Origin of the sequence: Pseudoflavonifractor sp. An184, assembly GCF_002160305.1 — a bacterium.
Lineage (GTDB): Bacteria > Bacillota > Clostridia > Oscillospirales > Oscillospiraceae > Lawsonibacter > Lawsonibacter pullicola.
This window is the reverse complement of sequence record NZ_NFKI01000005.1, coordinates 12,749-27,458: the sequence shown is the minus strand read 5'-3', so window position 1 is coordinate 27,458 and position 14,710 is coordinate 12,749. Positions and strand designations below refer to the sequence as shown.

At 59.5% G+C, this 14,710-nt stretch carries 14 protein-coding genes; 9 read left to right on the top strand and 5 right to left on the bottom strand.

What is annotated here, in order from left to right; translation table 11 throughout:
* Position 1: 1 nt before the first annotated feature.
* A complete protein-coding gene (locus B5F19_RS03325) occupies positions 2 to 1,282 on the bottom strand; it encodes an insulinase family protein (protein ID WP_087287978.1) in 1,281 nt (426 codons plus the stop codon).
* 238 nt (positions 1,283 to 1,520) lie between these two features.
* Here B5F19_RS03325 and ylxM point away from each other — a divergent pair, with 238 nt between their 5' ends.
* From ylxM to B5F19_RS03285, 8 genes are all read left to right on the top strand, one after another.
* Positions 1,521 to 1,886, top strand: a complete 366-nt coding sequence (gene ylxM / locus B5F19_RS03320) for a YlxM family DNA-binding protein (RefSeq protein WP_087287976.1) — start codon at positions 1,521 to 1,523, stop codon at positions 1,884 to 1,886.
* A 3-nt stretch (positions 1,887 to 1,889) separates the two neighbouring features.
* A complete protein-coding gene (ffh, locus tag B5F19_RS03315) occupies positions 1,890 to 3,275 on the top strand; it encodes a signal recognition particle protein (protein WP_087287974.1) in 1,386 nt (461 codons plus the stop codon).
* A gap of 66 nt (positions 3,276 to 3,341) precedes the next feature.
* Positions 3,342 to 3,581 (top strand): 30S ribosomal protein S16, encoded by a 240-nt coding sequence (gene rpsP / locus B5F19_RS03310; protein ID WP_087287972.1) that lies wholly within the window; start codon positions 3,342 to 3,344, stop codon positions 3,579 to 3,581.
* Positions 3,582 to 3,598: 17 nt separating this feature from the next.
* Positions 3,599 to 3,829, top strand: coding sequence for a KH domain-containing protein (locus tag B5F19_RS03305; protein WP_162612506.1), 231 nt, complete (start codon positions 3,599 to 3,601; stop codon positions 3,827 to 3,829).
* 90 nt (positions 3,830 to 3,919) lie between these two features.
* The gene (gene rimM, locus B5F19_RS03300) at positions 3,920 to 4,417 is read left to right on the top strand and encodes a ribosome maturation factor RimM (protein WP_087287968.1); all 498 of its coding nucleotides are present in this window, start codon (positions 3,920 to 3,922) and stop codon (positions 4,415 to 4,417) included.
* Between the two features lie 79 nt (positions 4,418 to 4,496).
* Entirely contained in the window at positions 4,497 to 6,107 is a 1,611-nt protein-coding gene (locus tag B5F19_RS03295) for an ATP-binding protein (protein WP_087287966.1), read from the top strand.
* A 2-nt stretch (positions 6,108 to 6,109) separates the two neighbouring features.
* Positions 6,110 to 6,817, top strand: coding sequence for a response regulator (locus tag B5F19_RS03290; RefSeq protein ID WP_087287964.1), 708 nt, complete (start codon positions 6,110 to 6,112; stop codon positions 6,815 to 6,817).
* A 374-nt stretch (positions 6,818 to 7,191) separates the two neighbouring features.
* Positions 7,192 to 8,397, top strand: a complete 1,206-nt coding sequence (locus B5F19_RS03285; protein WP_087287962.1) for a sodium/glutamate symporter — start codon at positions 7,192 to 7,194, stop codon at positions 8,395 to 8,397.
* A gap of 849 nt (positions 8,398 to 9,246) precedes the next feature.
* On the opposite strand, the gene glsA is transcribed toward B5F19_RS03285, so the two are convergent.
* The gene (gene glsA, locus B5F19_RS03275) at positions 9,247 to 10,164 is read right to left on the bottom strand and encodes a glutaminase A (protein WP_087287958.1); all 918 of its coding nucleotides are present in this window, start codon (positions 10,162 to 10,164) and stop codon (positions 9,247 to 9,249) included.
* A gap of 84 nt (positions 10,165 to 10,248) precedes the next feature.
* Positions 10,249 to 11,463, bottom strand: a complete 1,215-nt coding sequence (locus tag B5F19_RS03270) for an Nramp family divalent metal transporter (protein ID WP_087287956.1) — start codon at positions 11,461 to 11,463, stop codon at positions 10,249 to 10,251.
* Between the two features lie 296 nt (positions 11,464 to 11,759).
* Here B5F19_RS03270 and B5F19_RS03265 point away from each other — a divergent pair, with 296 nt between their 5' ends.
* Positions 11,760 to 12,530 carry an IclR family transcriptional regulator gene (locus tag B5F19_RS03265; protein WP_087287954.1) on the top strand — a complete coding sequence of 257 codons (771 nt, stop codon included), beginning with the start codon at positions 11,760 to 11,762 and terminating at the stop codon, positions 12,528 to 12,530.
* 75 nt (positions 12,531 to 12,605) lie between these two features.
* Here the strand turns inward: B5F19_RS03265 and B5F19_RS03260 are convergent, their stop codons facing one another.
* Together B5F19_RS03260 and B5F19_RS03255 are read right to left on the bottom strand one after the other, a co-directional pair.
* Positions 12,606 to 13,589: an agmatinase family protein gene (locus tag B5F19_RS03260; protein WP_087287952.1), complete on the bottom strand. Its 984-nt coding sequence runs from the start codon at positions 13,587 to 13,589 to the stop codon at positions 12,606 to 12,608.
* A gap of 422 nt (positions 13,590 to 14,011) precedes the next feature.
* Positions 14,012 to 14,527: a nitroreductase family protein gene (locus B5F19_RS03255; RefSeq protein WP_087287950.1), complete on the bottom strand. Its 516-nt coding sequence runs from the start codon at positions 14,525 to 14,527 to the stop codon at positions 14,012 to 14,014.
* Between the last annotated feature and the right edge of the window lie 183 nt (positions 14,528 to 14,710).

Sequence of the window (14,710 nt, the reverse complement as noted above, 5' to 3'; positions counted from 1 at the left end):
CTCACCCCTCCTTTCCGTTGAGGAAATAGACGGTGTCCAGCTCCAGCTTTTGGGCGGCGGCGGCCACCTGCTCCCGGGTGACGGTCTTCAGCCTCTCCACCAGCTCCTCAATGCCGGTGTCCAGGCCGGCCGCCGTCTGGCCCAGCCAGAACTCCTCCAGGCGGCTCTGGTCGTCCAGGGTGGATAGATGGCCTCCGATCAGGGTGCGCCGGGCGCCCTCCAGCTCCCACTCCTCAATCTCCCCCCGGCGGACGGCCTCCAGCTGGGCCAGGATCTCGTCCCTGGCCTGCTGGTACTGGCCAAACTCAATGCCGGAGGACACCAGCAGCAGCCCCTTCATCTTCTCCAGGTTGGAGCTGGCGTAGTAGCACAAAGAGCGCTTCTCCCGCACGTTCAAAAACAGCTTGGACAGAGGGGTGGCCCCGAAGACGGCGTTGCACATCACCAGGGCGGGGTAGTCCTCCTCCCAGCAGGTGATCCCGCCGGTGCGGAAGCCCAGGGCCAGCTTGCCCTGGGTCACGTCCATCCGCTCCTCCTCCAGGCGGGGCTCCGCCCCGGCGTGGAGGCGCACCTCACAGTCCGCCTCCAGCCGCTCCTCGGACCGGGGCAGGCCGGACAGGGCGGCGGACAGGGCGGCGGCTACCCGGTCCGGGGCGGCGGAGCCGCAGTAATAGAGCTGGATTTCCGCCGTGGACAGCAGTTCCTGATAGCGCTGCCACAGCTTTCGCGGGGTGAGGGCGGCGGCGCGCCGCTCGTCCCCCAGCTTGTCCACCCCGAAGGCCTCCCCCTGGCACATGAGCTGGGTGAGGCGGGACAGGGCGTAATACCGCTTGTCGTTCACCTGGGCCCGGATGCGGTCCACCAGGTTGGACCGCTCCCCCGCCACATAGTCGGGATAAAACATCCCCTTCTCGGTGCGGGGGCGCAGGAGCAGCTCCCCCAGCAGGGCGGCGGCCCCCTCCAGGACCGGCTCCCCCTCCAGGGCGTAGGCGTCGTCCAGGAAGCTGGCCGCAAACCCCACGCACTGAGTCTCCCCCTTCTTGCGGACGATGGGCTCGATGGCCCCGCCGTACAGCTCGTCCAGGGCGGCGGACAGGGACTCCAGATCCGGGTGGGCCTCCGTCCCCCTGCGGAGCACCGCCGGAATCAGAGCGTTGGCCGAGGCGGTCTCCGCCGACAGGGGGACCATCAGGGTCAGGGACAGGTATGAACTTTTAAACTTGTTGGTGTGGACCGTCCGAAGCCACACCCCGGGAAACAGCTCCCGTCGCAATACTTCCATGGGGATTCCTTTCCTTGGGAGAACCTCCCAAATTTAAATCAGGATATATTATACCATGTCAGATTGATTTAATCAATTTTTCCCTCCCATCCCAGTGTCCCCGCCCTATGGTGGAATATACCAAAGCAGCCCCGGCTCTTTGGGCGCAATTTCGGATTGACAAACGAGGGAGAATGTGGTATAGTTCCGTTTGTAAAGTTTTTAGGCTTTACATGAAGCCGAGAGGAGGCCGCAGAACATGAAAAGCCAGGCATACCGGATGGCCCTTCTGTATGATTTTTACGGGGACGTTCTCACTCCCCGGCAGAAGGAGTTCTACGACCTCTACTATAATGAGGACCTGTCCCTGGCCGAGATCGCCGAGAACAACGGCATCACCCGCCAGGGCGTCCGGGACGTGATCGTCCGGGCGGAGGCAATCCTCACCGACCTGGAGGACAAGACCGGCCTCATCAAGCGCTTCCACGCCATGCAGAAGCAGCTTCAGGAGGTGGAGGGCGCCGCCCAGGCCATTCTGGCCCGCAGTGCCCGGTATGACGACCCGGAGCTGGAGGCCCAGGCCCGCAAGATCCTGAACCTGGCCCAGCAGATGGAGAAGGAGTGACCCATGGCATTTGAAGGACTGACCGAAAAGCTCTCCGCCGCCTTTAAAAAGCTGCGCGGCAAAGGGCGGCTGACCGAGGCCGATGTGAAGGAGGCCATGCGGGAGATCCGCCTGGCTCTGCTGGAGGCCGACGTGAGCTATAAGGTGGTCAAGCAGTTCATTGCCCAGGTCACCGAGAAGGCGGTGGGCGCCGACGTGCTGGAGGCCCTCTCCCCCGCCCAGCAGATCGTTAAGATCGTCAACCAGGAGCTCACCGGCCTGATGGGCGGCGAGAGCACCAAGCTGACCATCGCCTCCAAGCCCCCCACCGTGGTGATGATGGTGGGCCTTCAGGGCGCGGGCAAGACCACCAACTGCGCCAAGCTGGCTGGCCTCATGAAGCGCAAGGAGGGCAAGCGCCCCCTGCTGGCCGCCTGCGATATCTACCGCCCCGCCGCTATTCAGCAGCTGGAGGTGGTGGGCAAACAGCTGGACATCCCCGTGTTCCAGATGGGCCAGACCGACCCGGTGGAGATCGCCAAGGCGGCCATCGCCCACGCCAGGGAGCACGGCAACGATCTGGTGTTCCTGGACACCGCCGGACGGCTCCACGTGGACGAGGAGCTGATGGATGAGCTCAGGCGCATCAAGGCGGCGGTGGAGCCCACTGAGATCCTGCTGGTGGTGGACGCCATGATCGGCCAGGACGCGGTAAACGCGGCCAAGGCCTTTGACGACGCCCTGGACATCGACGGGGTGGTGCTTACCAAGCTGGACGGCGACGCCCGAGGGGGCGCGGCACTGTCCATCAAGGCGGTCACCGGCAAACCCATCAAGTTTGTGGGCGTGGGCGAAAAGCTGGACCAGATCGAGGTCTTCCACCCCGACCGCATGGCCAGCCGCATCCTGGGCATGGGCGACGTGCTCTCCCTCATTGAGAAGGCGGAGCAGAACTTCGACCAGAAGAAGGCCCTGGAGCTTCAGGAGAAGCTGCGGAAAAACAAATTTACCCTCACCGATTTCTATGAGCAGATGGCTCAGCTTCAAAATATGGGCTCCCTCACCGAGCTGGCGGGGATGCTCCCCGGCGTGAAGGCCTCCGATTTGGAGGGGGCCGATCTGAACACCAATATGTTCAAGCAGATGTCCGCCATCATCCAGTCCATGACCCCCTATGAGCGGGAGAACCCCTCTGTGCTCAACTCCAGCCGGAAAAAGCGCATTGCCGCCGGCTCCGGCACCCAGGTGGTGGACGTGAACCGCCTTCTGAAGCAGTTTGAGCTGCTCCAGTCCCTGACCAAGCAGTTCTCCGGCGGCAAGCTGCCCCGGGGCCTGCGCAAGCGCATGGGCAAGAAGGGCGGCATGATGCCCGGAATGGGCGGCGGGATGCCGGGAGGGTTTCCCTTTTAACTGACGCTGGAAGCGCGTGGCACACGCGTTCCATATAAAACGAAATTCATTTGGAGGTGAATATAAATGGTCAAAATCAGACTGCGCCGCATGGGCGCCAAGAAGGCTCCCTTCTACCGCATCGTCGTGGCCGACTCCCGCTATCCCCGGGATGGCCGTTTCATCGAGGAGATCGGCACTTACAACCCCGTCGTCAACCCCGCTGAGCTGAAGGTGGACGTGGACCGCGCCCAGGCTTGGATCAAGACCGGCGCTCAGCCCACGGAGACCGTCCGTGATCTGCTGAAAAAGGCCGGCGCAATCTAAGGCTGGAGGTCTGCACAATGAAAGAGCTTCTGACCTATGTGGCCCGGAATCTGGTGGATCACCCGGAGCAGGTCTCTGTCAATGAGATCCAGTCCGACGGCGAGACCATTCTGGAGCTGCGCGTCGCCCCGGAGGACACCGGCAAGGTGATCGGCCGCCAGGGCCGCATCGCCAAAGAGATCCGCACCCTGATCCGCTCCGTGGCCCAGCGGTCCGGCAAGCGCGTCTCGGTGGAGATCGTCGACTGATCCCCCTCACAAGGAGTCTCCTGCCCGCGCCGGTCGCGCCGCAGGAGATTTTTTGTTATACCATAACCCCTCAAAAGGAGGTTTTCAACCATGAAGCAGCAGTATCTGGAAGTGGGGAAGATCACCAACGTCCACGGCCTCATGGGCGAGGTGCGGGTCCAGCCCTGGGCGGACTCCCCCGACTTTCTGTGCCGGTTCAAGACCCTCTATGTGGATGAGACCCACTGGCCCATCCAGGTGGAGCGGGCCCGGGTCCATAAAAACATGGTGATTCTGAAGCTGAAGGACATCACCGATGTAAACGGCGCGCTGGCCCTGCGCAACGCCATTTTGTACATCGACCGGAAGGACGCCGACCTGCCCGAGGGCAGCTTCTTCCTGGCCGACCTGATGGGGATGGAGGTGCGGGACGCCAAAAACGGCGCCGTGCTGGGAAAGATCGCCGACGTGCTCACCCTCCCCGCCAACAATGTGTACGTGGTCCGGGGGGGCGAGCGGGAGTGGATGATCCCCGCCGTGCCGGAGTTTGTCGCCGAGGTCAATATCGACGAGGACTATATGCGGGTCAACCTGATGGAGGGACTCTGACCGCCTGATTTCTCTGGGCGCGGGGGCGGGCTTCGCCTCTGCGCCCGGTTTCTATTTCCCAACGAGACGGAGGTGCGCTATGTTTCATACCTTCCAGCGCTTTTCCCTGGAAAAGCAGCTCTTTGCCAGCTTTGTGGGCTTTGCCGCCGTCCTGCTCCTCCTGACCATGGGGGTGAGCCTGATCCTGGACATCAACCGGCAGATGCAGTCCACCGACAGCCTGATCCGCTCCTCCGCCTCCTACATCGCCTCTCTGGACTCGGTAAAAAACATGCTGAAGCAGGGGTACCCAGACCCGGAAGTCACCAAGGAGCTGGACTCCTTCAACGAGAGCCTGGAAGACCTGCATGTGATTGTCATCTGTGACGCCAACAGCCTGCGCTTCTACCATACCAACCGGCAGGACGCGGGGGATTCCTTTGTGAACGGGGACCAGGAGGCCATTCTCCAGGGCAGCGAGCCCTACATCACCACCGGATACGGAACACATGGCACTCAGCGCAGGGCATTCCACGCGGTGGAGGACACGGACGGGACCATCCTGGGCTTTGTGATGACCTCGGTGTTTATCTCCGATATCTATGCCCATATTCAAAGCCTGATTCTCTACTGCATTCTGCTGTTCTGCACCGCCCTTGTGGTGGCCCTGGGGCTCTCCAGGGGGCTGGTGGCCCTGCTGCGCCGCTCCCTGCTGGGCTACCACCCCACCGAACTGCTGGAGCTCTATCTGCAGCAGGGGGAGGTGCTCAACGCGGTGGAGGACGGCCTGGTGGCCACCGACCCCAAAGGCAAGGTGGTCTTTGCCAATCAGACCGCCTGCCGGCTGCTCCAGAAGAGTGAAAAGGCCCTGAAAGGCCGCAAGCTGAACCAGGTCTTTCCCGAGAGCTCCTGTGTCCAGGCGGCCCGCACCGGGGAGGCGGTCCACAACCGCTCCTGCGTCATCAGCGGCCATCCGGTGCTCTCCAGTGAAATTCCCATCCCGGGAAAGTCCGGCTCCAGCGGGGTGCTGAACGTCTTTCACGACAAGACCGAGCTCCAGAAGCTGTCCGACGAGCTCTCCGGCGCCCACTACATGCTGGACACCCTGCGCTTCTTCAACCACGAGTTTATGAACAAGCTCCACGTGATCCTGGGCTACCTCCAGACCGGGGAGACGGAGAAGGCGGCCTCCTTTATTATCAACAGCAGCCTGGTGTCCAGCCAGGCCATCCGGGAGACCGCCGACTGCATCCGGGTCTCCCGCATCTGCGCCCTGGTCATCGGCAAGATGATGCACGCCGCCGAGCTGGGCATCCGCCTGGCGGTGGCCCCGGACAGCTACTGCCGCCAGGAGGATTTGCTGCTGCCTGAGGAGGACTATGTGACCATCGTGGGCAATCTGCTGGAGAACGCGGTGGAGGAGCTCTCCCGGGGCGAACATGACCTCAAGGAGATCCGGCTGGCCCTCTACTGCCGCCCGGACTGCAATGTGATCGTCTGTGAGGACACCGGCGGCGGCGTGGACCCGGAGATCCAGCCCCATATCTTTGAAAAAGGAGTCTCCTCCAAGGGGGAGGGCCGCGGATTGGGGCTGTGCCTCATCCACCAGCTGGTGGAACAGCACCACGGAACCATTGACGTAATGACCGAGGCCGGGGCGGGCACCTGCTTTACCCTGACCTTTACCGACTCTGTACCTGAGGAGGCGTAGCTATGGCATATCAAGTGATCATCATTGAGGACGACCCCATGGTGGCCGCCATCGACCGGCAGTATGTGGAGACGGACTCCCGCTTTCAGGTAGCCCACGTTCTCAAGAGCGGCGGAGAGGCCCTGGGCGTGCTGGAGAACTGCCGCCCGGATCTGATCATTCTGGACTTCTACACCCCCTCCATGGACGGCATGGAGTTTGTAGACCGTCTCCACGCCATGGGGCAGTACCCCGCCATCATCATGGTCACCTCGGCCAACGACCGTGAGATCGTCCACGGCCTGTTGTCCCGGGGGGTGCTGGACTATCTGGTCAAGCCCTTCGCCTTCGCCCGGTTCCGGCAGGCCATGGACAAATTTCTTCAGACACAGAATCTGCTCTCCTGTTCTCAGGAGAGCAGCCTGCTGGACCAGCAGGCCATCGACCGCCTGATCCGCCGGCAGGAGCGCCCGGAGCCGGGCGGAAATCAGATGAGCAAGGGGCTCAACGCCGCCACCCTGGAGCGGGTGCGCAGCTTTCTCTCCGCCAGCCGCGGACAGGCCCTCACCAGCGAGGAGATCGCCGAACAGGTCCACCTGTCCCGCATCACCATCCGGCGGTACGTCAACTACATGGTGGAGACAGGGGAGCTGGCCAGCTCCATCGACTACCATACCGGCGGCCGGCCCTCCATCCGTTACAGCTACACCGGGCAGACCGCTGAGCCGTAATTTTCTATATTCAAAACCGACAAAAGTCTCTTGCAAATTTTGTGCAAATCTTTCAAATCCAGTGGCCAACCTCCCCCCGACTGTGCAGATGTGCCGGTCCGGGGGAGATTTTTTTCTTTTCTTTGGATGTATCATCCAAAGCCATTCTGGTTACTTTACGTACAAAAGTCATTCCATAGGTACAAAAATTGACTTTGTCCCCAAGGGGGACTACACTTTTCCTTAGAGATACGGACCGGACGGCATGGGGCGCGGACCGTTGGGAGGCAGTCCGCCGGACTGGTTTTCCCCACCGCTCCGGACGGTATCAAACCAATTTTGAATCGCCGGATGAGAGATGTAAAACTATTCCGGCGGAAAGGAAGTGTGTGTGTATGTTGGAGATCTCCTTTGACGTCATGCAAAGCGCCGCCATCGCAGCCCTGGTTGCTCTGGTAGGACGCGCGGTAGTCAAGCGGGTCAAGTTCTTCCAGACCTACTGCGTCCCGGGCGTCGTGGTCGCCGGCTTGGTGGTCAGCATTGTGCTGGGCATCCTGCGGGCCAGTAATGTTCTGCAGGTCACCTTTGACGTGGCCGTACTGAAGGAGTGGTTCATGGACATCTTCTTCACCGGAGTCGGTCTGACCGCCTCCTGGAAGCTCATCAAGTCGGGCGGTAAGGTGTGCATCGGCATCGCCATCGCCACCATCGGTTTGATTCTGTGGCAGGATGTTCTGGGCGTGGTCCTATCCATGGCCCTGGGCATGCATCCCCTCCAGGGTCTGGGCCTGGGCTCCCTGTCCCTGATGGGCGGCGTGGGCACCTCCGGCGCCATCGCCCCCACCTATGAGGCGCTGGGCGCCGAGAACGCCACGGTTCTGGCCATTATGTGCGCCACCTTCGGCATGGTGTTCGCCAGTCTGACCGGCGGTCCTGTGGCCCGCGCTCTGATCAAGCGCCATCACCTGCACGGTGAGGACCGCAGCGAGAAGAACAAGGAAGAGATCTTCCCCCTGAATAACAAGAACCTGCTGAGCAGCGTGTGCCTGATCATCGTGGCGGCCGGCCTGGGCTCCTATATTGCGATTCTGGCCGGAATGATCCCCATGATCGAGTTCCCCTACTTCATCGGCTGTATGATCGGCGGCATCATCCTCCGCAACATTCTGGACGCGGTCCATGTGGAGGTCCGTGCCGAGGAGCTGGACGCCTTCGGCGACATCTGCCTGGAGATCTTCCTGGGCATGACCATGATGACCATTGACATCACCAAGATTCTGGACGCCATCGGTCCCTTCGTAATCATCTTTGCCGCTCAGGTCATCACCACCTGTATCTACTGCTACATCGTCACCTTCCGCTGCTGCGGCCGCAACTACGATGCCGCCGTCATTGTGGCCGGCCACATCGGCATGGGCCTGGGCAACGGTCCCAACACCATGGCCAATGAGAAGGCCGTTATGGACGAGCACGGCTTCTCCCACATCGGCTGGGTCGTATACCCTCCCTTCGGCCTGCTGGTGCTGGACATTTTCAACCCCATCTTCTGCTCGGTGATTGCAGAGCCTCTCACCAAATTCCTGGGGTATATGCCCTCATAATCCGAGACCATTTCCTATCTTCTCTCCCGCATTCCCTCGCTCCCCCAGGAGCGGGGGTTTTTTATCCTGGCCCGGCAGCCCGTTTCTCCGGCATTTCTTCAAGATTTGTCGCCGCGCCAAAGAAAGAAAGAAAGAAACTAAAGAAACTATTTAAAAAACTTCTTGAAAATCATTTTAATTGGGATTACGATTTGTATGGACATCGATGTACTTTACCAATTGGAGTCATGATCTTGAAATTTTATATCTGCGCCACAGCCGAAACAATTTTCCCCGCTCCGGTTCTCTCCATGGGAAGGACCGGCAAATACGGGGCCGAGAACTACCGTTTGATGGAAGCGTTTCAGCTGTGGCTGAACGAAAACGGTCTTTTTGACCAGGACACGGTAATCTATGGAATTCCCATGGGCGCCCCGGATAAAACCGAGCCCGCCCGTTGCCGTTACGAGGTCTGTACTCCTCTTCCCGGATATCAGGTCTCCGCACGAGGCTCCATCCAATGCTGGACACCGCCAGGCGGCAGTTTCCTGATTTTTCAAATTCCCCACACCGCAGGCGCTGTACAAACCGCATGGAGCCTGTGTTTTTCTGAGCTGGAGCGCCTGGAATACCCCCTGGATAAGAGCCGCCCTGTGATGGAGCGCTATAAAAAGCGTATGGTGGACCGCCATCGCTGTGAGCTGTGCGTGCCAGTCCAATCCCCTCCGCGGCACAGGGCGGGCAGAATTTAAGCGGGAACGCCCATCGCGTTCCCGCTTTCCCTTGCGCTGATTGAATCAGATGCCGGGCAAGCGCCGTCTTCAGACCGCACATTCCCGCCTTTCAAGAGCACTTCTATGCACTCCGCCGTCAAAAAATACTCAGATACATCCGCCGGGACAGGCGCTCCAGCATCTGAATGCCGGCCAGGCTGTTCCCTTTTCCGTCCAAGCCGGGTGAGAAGATCCCAATGCCCATACGGGTGGGCACCACGGCCATAATACCGCCTCCAACCCCGCTCTTGGCGGGCAGGCCCACCCGGATGGCGAAGTCCCCCGACCCATCGTACATGCCGCAGGTGAGCATGATGGCGTTCACATAGCGGGCGTACCGGGCGGGGAACAGAGGCTCGTCCGACTGGAGCGCCTTCCCGTGGTTGGCCAGGGCAAAGCTGATATGGGCCAGATCCCGGCTGTTCACCCGAATGGAGCAGGCCCGGAAGTAGCAGTCCAGCACCTCCTCCACCCCGTCATCCAGCATGCCGTAGGATTTTAAGAGAAATGCCAGCGCCCGGTTTTTGCTGCCGGTGCGTTTCTCCGAGCGGTACACCGCCTCATCCATCTCAATCTCCGGGTTGCCCGCCAGCAGGCGGGTGAACTCCAGCAGCCGCTGAAACCGCTCGGTGTAGTCCTTTCCCTTGAGAAGCGTGCAGATGGCAATGGCCCCCATGTTGACCATGGGGTTCAGGTGTTCGCTGAGAAGGGGAGAATCGGTGACGTTGATGGCATCGAAGGGCTTTCCTGTGGCCTCCACCCCCACCTTGGAGCGCACCACCTCCTCCCCGTTGTCCAGCAGGGCCAGCAGCAGGAGGATGGGCTTTACAACACTCTGAATGGTGAAGTGCTTCTGCCAGTCCCCGGCCTGATAGTGGCGACCGTCGCTGTTGAGCACATAGATGCCCAAATTGGAGGGATCTCCCTTGGCCAGTTCCGGAATATAGGTGGCCACCTTGCCCTGCCGGGTGTAGGGGCGACACTCCGCCAGCAGGCTGTCCAGCAATTCTTCCATAATCCTCTTCCTTTCCTTTCCACAGCGGAAAAGCGGCCCGCCAGCACATGCCGGCGGGCCGCTGTGGTATATCGCCCAGTCGGCTTAGAACAGAGAAATGACGCTGTTAATCCCAATGACCAAGGAGATCAGGAACACGCCCATCCCCAGCACATTGCGGACCATACTGTTTTTATACTTCCCCATAACCCGCTCCCGGCTGGTCACATAGACCAGGGTGAATACGATAATGGGAAGGAAAATACCATTGACGGCCTGAGCGGTCATAATGATGGCAATGGGGTTGAAACCGGTAGCCGCTACGATAATGCCCGCCACGACCACAGCGATATTGGTCCAGAAGAAACGCTTGTCCTTCTTGCTCATCTCCCAGCCGAACAGACCGGCCAGCACATAAGATACGCCCAGCGGGGTAATGACCGCAGAGGAGACGCCGGCGGCGATCAGGCCCAGTCCCAGGAATGGAACGGAGAAGTCACCCAGAGTGGGCTCCAGCTGGACCGCCATGTCGATGGCAGAGTTGACCTCCATTCCCCGCATAACCGTACCTGCCGTAATCATAACAGCCCCGGTAATGATGCCGCCGATGATCATGGAGATGGTCGTGTCAAACCGGGCCAAAGGGAGCTCCTTGGGGTCGTGCCAGGTCTTTCGGGCCGAAGTGGCGTGGATGAACATATTGTAGGGAACCACCGTGGTACCGATCAGCGAGACACAGGTGAGCATGGAGCCCTCCGGGACCGTGGGAATCGCGCCGGAGAGCAGCTCCCCCAGGTCAGGCTTGACCACAATCATGGTCACCACAAATACGATAGCCATTATTGTGACACAGATGGACAGGAGTTTTTCCAGAGATTTCACCGCATCGCCGATATTGATCAGCACCAGCACACAGCAGCCCCAAATGGGGGCGATGATGTTGGAGGGAATTCCGGTGATGGCGGACAAGCCGATGGCAGTTCCCGTCAGGTCACCCCCCATATACGCGAAACCACCCAGGGTAATGGCCGCGGCCACCAGGACAACCATAAACCACTTCAGAGGAGGCCGGTCGGACAGATCCTTCACCAGTTCCTCCGCCAGGCCGTTCTGGGTAACGATCCCCAAGCGGGCGGCCATCTCCTGCATAACCACCACGGCAATGACCGAGAATACCACGGTCCACAGCAAGGCGTATCCGTAGCCCGCGCCGGCACTGGTGGCGCTGGTCACCGTACCCGGTCCAATAAAGGAGCCAACCACGAGGATGCCGGGTCCCATCGCTTTGATCTTGTCTTTCAGTGTGTACTTTTGTTCCATACGTTTCCCCACCTTTTGGTTTTGATTAACCGGGGAGCGGCACTCCCTCAGCCCTGCACACCTTCCCTCTTCTCTGACTCACGCGTCTGAAAACGATAATATCGTTTTTAGAACTATAATATCATTATAGTGGAAAGTCTCTCCCGTGTCAAGCAAAACCTCACGGGTGGGGTGCGGATTGTGCAACGCCTGCTTTCAGGCAGCTGGGAAATAGCGGTTGAGAAACCCATAAAAATATTGTAAAATAGACTGAAACGATCCGCCGGATTCTCCGGCGGAGCAAGGAGCGTGCAGCTATGCCAAACCGAGACATCCGGGTCATCCAATCGGTTCAGAGAGCCATTGATATCATCAACTGTTTCAGCGAACATGAGCTGAAACTGACTCTGCCCCAGATCAGCGCAAGAACGGGACTGAATATCAACACGGCCCGGGGGCTGGTAAATACTCTGCTGGCCAACGGGTATTTGGAACATATCCCGGAGGGGAACTTTTATATGCTGGGTCCGGTGTTTCTTCCTAAGGCGGATCTGGCCGCCATGAACGACATTGACCGGCTGCGCAGCCGGGTGCGGCCCAAACTGGAACTCATCGCCGACCGCTTTCAGGTATCCGCCCGCATGCAGCGCATCAGCAACGACAATATCTTTGCCGTAGAAGTCGTCAATCCCATTGAATCTCACTATATCTTCCTCACGCGGCTGAACGCAGTCTTTACCCTGAATGCCACCGCTTCTGGAAAGCTGGTTTTGTACTATATGGATGCGACCCGGCGAGAGGCCTTTTACCGCACCTTCGTTCCCACCAAGTATACCAAGCACACCTTGACCACCCGGGATGAGCTTGAGGCGGAGCTGGAACGGATTGGAGCGCAGGGCTACTCCACCGAGTTTGATGAGTTCGGTGTGGGCATCAGCTGCATTGCGGTCCCTATACTACGCAGCAACGGCACACTGTACGGTACCGTAAGCATCGTGGCCTCCTCCTCCGTGGTCCATGACGTGGGGGAGCAGGCTCTTGTCCCCATGCGCGCTCTGGCCAACTATGTGCGGGAGGAGCTTTTATAAGAAAAACACCCGCGGGGACTGCATTGTGCAGGCCCCCGCGGGCGTTTTATTTGATGATGCGAGCGAGCGGGCTCCTCACTTCTGTCCGCCGAAGCGATGTTGGGCCACGCCGTTCATAAAATAGAGCGCCATCCAACAGGCTGTGTGTGCGGACTGATGGGCGCCGCAGGTCTCCGGGTAGATCTCCACGAAGTCGAAGGCGGCAGCTCCCGCTTTGCCCGCCTCGTGAAGCATCATAGCTACCTCGAAAGAGGTGGGTCCGCAGGGGTCGAAGGGCCCCTGTGGATTGGCAGCGGCATCCAGCACATCAGAACAGACGGTGACATACAGCGCATCAGTGTCCTTACTGGCAATATCAATGGCCTTCTGGATGGACGCCTGCCAGCCATTGAGTTTGATTTCCCGGGCGGTAATCACCGTGGCCCCGGCCTTCCGGGCCTCGATGCGCTCCTGATGGTGATTCCGCGGCCCGCGGATGCCAATGTGGACAATCTTGGTGGAGTCAAAATTCTCATCCCCATATAGACGGTTAAAGGGGGAGCAGCGGGAATATAAGTCGTCTCCGAAGGAGGGCATGGTGTCCAGATGCGCGTCAAAATGAAGCACACCCACCCGCTTCTTGTGGCGCTTGCACAGTTCGCTGATAAGCGGATAGGAGATGGAGTGGTCTCCACCGAAGGTAATGGGCACACAGCCTGCGTCCAGTATCTCCCCAATTCCCTTGCGCATGGAGGCAAAGCTGAACTCATAACTACCGTTCTGGATGGGCACATCGCCATAATCGCAGCAGGTCATGTAGTCAAAGGTGTCAAAGTCGTAGTCCGGCAGGTAGCCTACATACCGAGTGGACACGGACCGGATGGTCTTGGGGGAGACCACACAGGAGGAGAAACCACCGTAGGTGCATCCTCCCTCAAAAGGCACTCCCATCACAGCGAAGTCATACTGCTTTAAATCCTCGGGCGTTTTCGCCACGGGCATTCCCATAAAGGAGGGCACGCCGCTGTAAATTTCGGTGGGCACAACGCCGGGTTGATAAATCACTGGTACTGTTTTCATGCTCTTGCACACCCTTTCTCATCGGATGACGATATTATCGTTTAAATAACGATAATTACATACCTATTATGGCACGGAGGGGCGGCGCTGTCAAGGGGAACCTTTTCGTCCATCGGACTTTTCCCGACCATAAGAACGTTTTCTGTCCCACAGATATTCTCCACAAGCGGAAAGGCGCACAGCGGTGCAAAAGTTCCTGCTCCAATTACCGGAAGCCTTACACAGCAAGGCTCCCGGGGCATTTGATTCCATTCGAGGCGGGCGCCTGTCCCCTCGAGCTCCCCCGCCCGGACGCACGCAGGCGATTTTATCCTGCACAGGCTTTTCCAAAAGCTGAGGCGCACCGCAACTGCGGCGCGCCTCTCTCTGCTTCTGTCATTTTCGGTGTGGAGACATCCTATTCCCACACAGCAAACCGTCTTTTATACCCGGACAATGTACCCCTCTTTTCTGGCCTTGGGCGCTGGAATCGCACCGTCCGCATAACCCAGAATACAGTTTCCAATCCCCTGGAGGTCCTCCGGCAGCCCCCACTTGCGCAGCAGCGCCTTGCCCTCAGGCCGTTCAAAGAGCTCCCGGGCCCGGTTGATCCAGCAGGAGGCCACCCCCAGGGACCAGGCAGCGTTCATCAGGTTGCCCATCACCAGAGAGCCGTCCGGAACGGCGTTGGCCCCCTCGGCCAGCACCACCACCACGGTGGGCGCTCCATAGAAGGGGTCAGTCCCCGGCGCACCCTGGATCTCCGCGTTGAGTTTGGACATCTCCTGGATGGTCTCCCGGTCCTGCACCACCACCATGACGGCTGACTGCTTCCCCATGGCGGAGGGGGCCCAGGTGCCGGCGTCCAGAATCGCCTCCAGCTCCTCCGTCTTGATCTGCTCCGGGCGGTAGCGCCGAACGCTCCGGCGCTCTCTCAGGGTCTTTAACGTCTCATTCATAACAAAACCATCCTTTCCCATTTGTTTAAGATGGCTCTATTATAAGGCGAATCGCCGGGCTGCGCAAGCGTTAGAGACACATGCGCCTGTCTCTCCCAGCCGGATTTCGGTTTCCTGTTTCCAGGAAGAAAGAATTTGCAATTTAGGGCTACCCTCCTGGGACAAAATATGATACACTCAAGT

Bases quoted from the DNA above. Each gene is read 5' to 3' on its own strand.
- B5F19_RS03295 (WP_087287966.1), top strand. From the start codon at position 4,497: ATGTTTCATACCTTCCAGCGCTTTTCCCTGGAAAAGCAGCTCTTTGCC.
- rimM (WP_087287968.1), top strand. From the start codon at position 3,920: ATGAAGCAGCAGTATCTGGAAGTGGGGAAGATCACCAACGTCCACGGC.
- B5F19_RS03270 (WP_087287956.1), bottom strand. From the start codon at position 11,463: ATGGAACAAAAGTACACACTGAAAGACAAGATCAAAGCGATGGGACCC.
- B5F19_RS03290 (WP_087287964.1), top strand. From the start codon at position 6,110: ATGGCATATCAAGTGATCATCATTGAGGACGACCCCATGGTGGCCGCC.
- B5F19_RS03255 (WP_087287950.1), bottom strand. From the start codon at position 14,527: ATGAATGAGACGTTAAAGACCCTGAGAGAGCGCCGGAGCGTTCGGCGC.
- B5F19_RS03285 (WP_087287962.1), top strand. From the start codon at position 7,192: ATGTTGGAGATCTCCTTTGACGTCATGCAAAGCGCCGCCATCGCAGCC.
- ylxM (WP_087287976.1), top strand. From the start codon at position 1,521: ATGAAAAGCCAGGCATACCGGATGGCCCTTCTGTATGATTTTTACGGG.
- rpsP (WP_087287972.1), top strand. From the start codon at position 3,342: ATGGTCAAAATCAGACTGCGCCGCATGGGCGCCAAGAAGGCTCCCTTC.
- B5F19_RS03325 (WP_087287978.1), bottom strand. From the start codon at position 1,282: ATGGAAGTATTGCGACGGGAGCTGTTTCCCGGGGTGTGGCTTCGGACG.
- B5F19_RS03260 (WP_087287952.1), bottom strand. From the start codon at position 13,589: ATGAAAACAGTACCAGTGATTTATCAACCCGGCGTTGTGCCCACCGAA.
- B5F19_RS03265 (WP_087287954.1), top strand. From the start codon at position 11,760: ATGCCAAACCGAGACATCCGGGTCATCCAATCGGTTCAGAGAGCCATT.
- ffh (WP_087287974.1), top strand. From the start codon at position 1,890: ATGGCATTTGAAGGACTGACCGAAAAGCTCTCCGCCGCCTTTAAAAAG.
- glsA (WP_087287958.1), bottom strand. From the start codon at position 10,164: ATGGAAGAATTGCTGGACAGCCTGCTGGCGGAGTGTCGCCCCTACACC.
- B5F19_RS03305 (WP_162612506.1), top strand. From the start codon at position 3,599: ATGAAAGAGCTTCTGACCTATGTGGCCCGGAATCTGGTGGATCACCCG.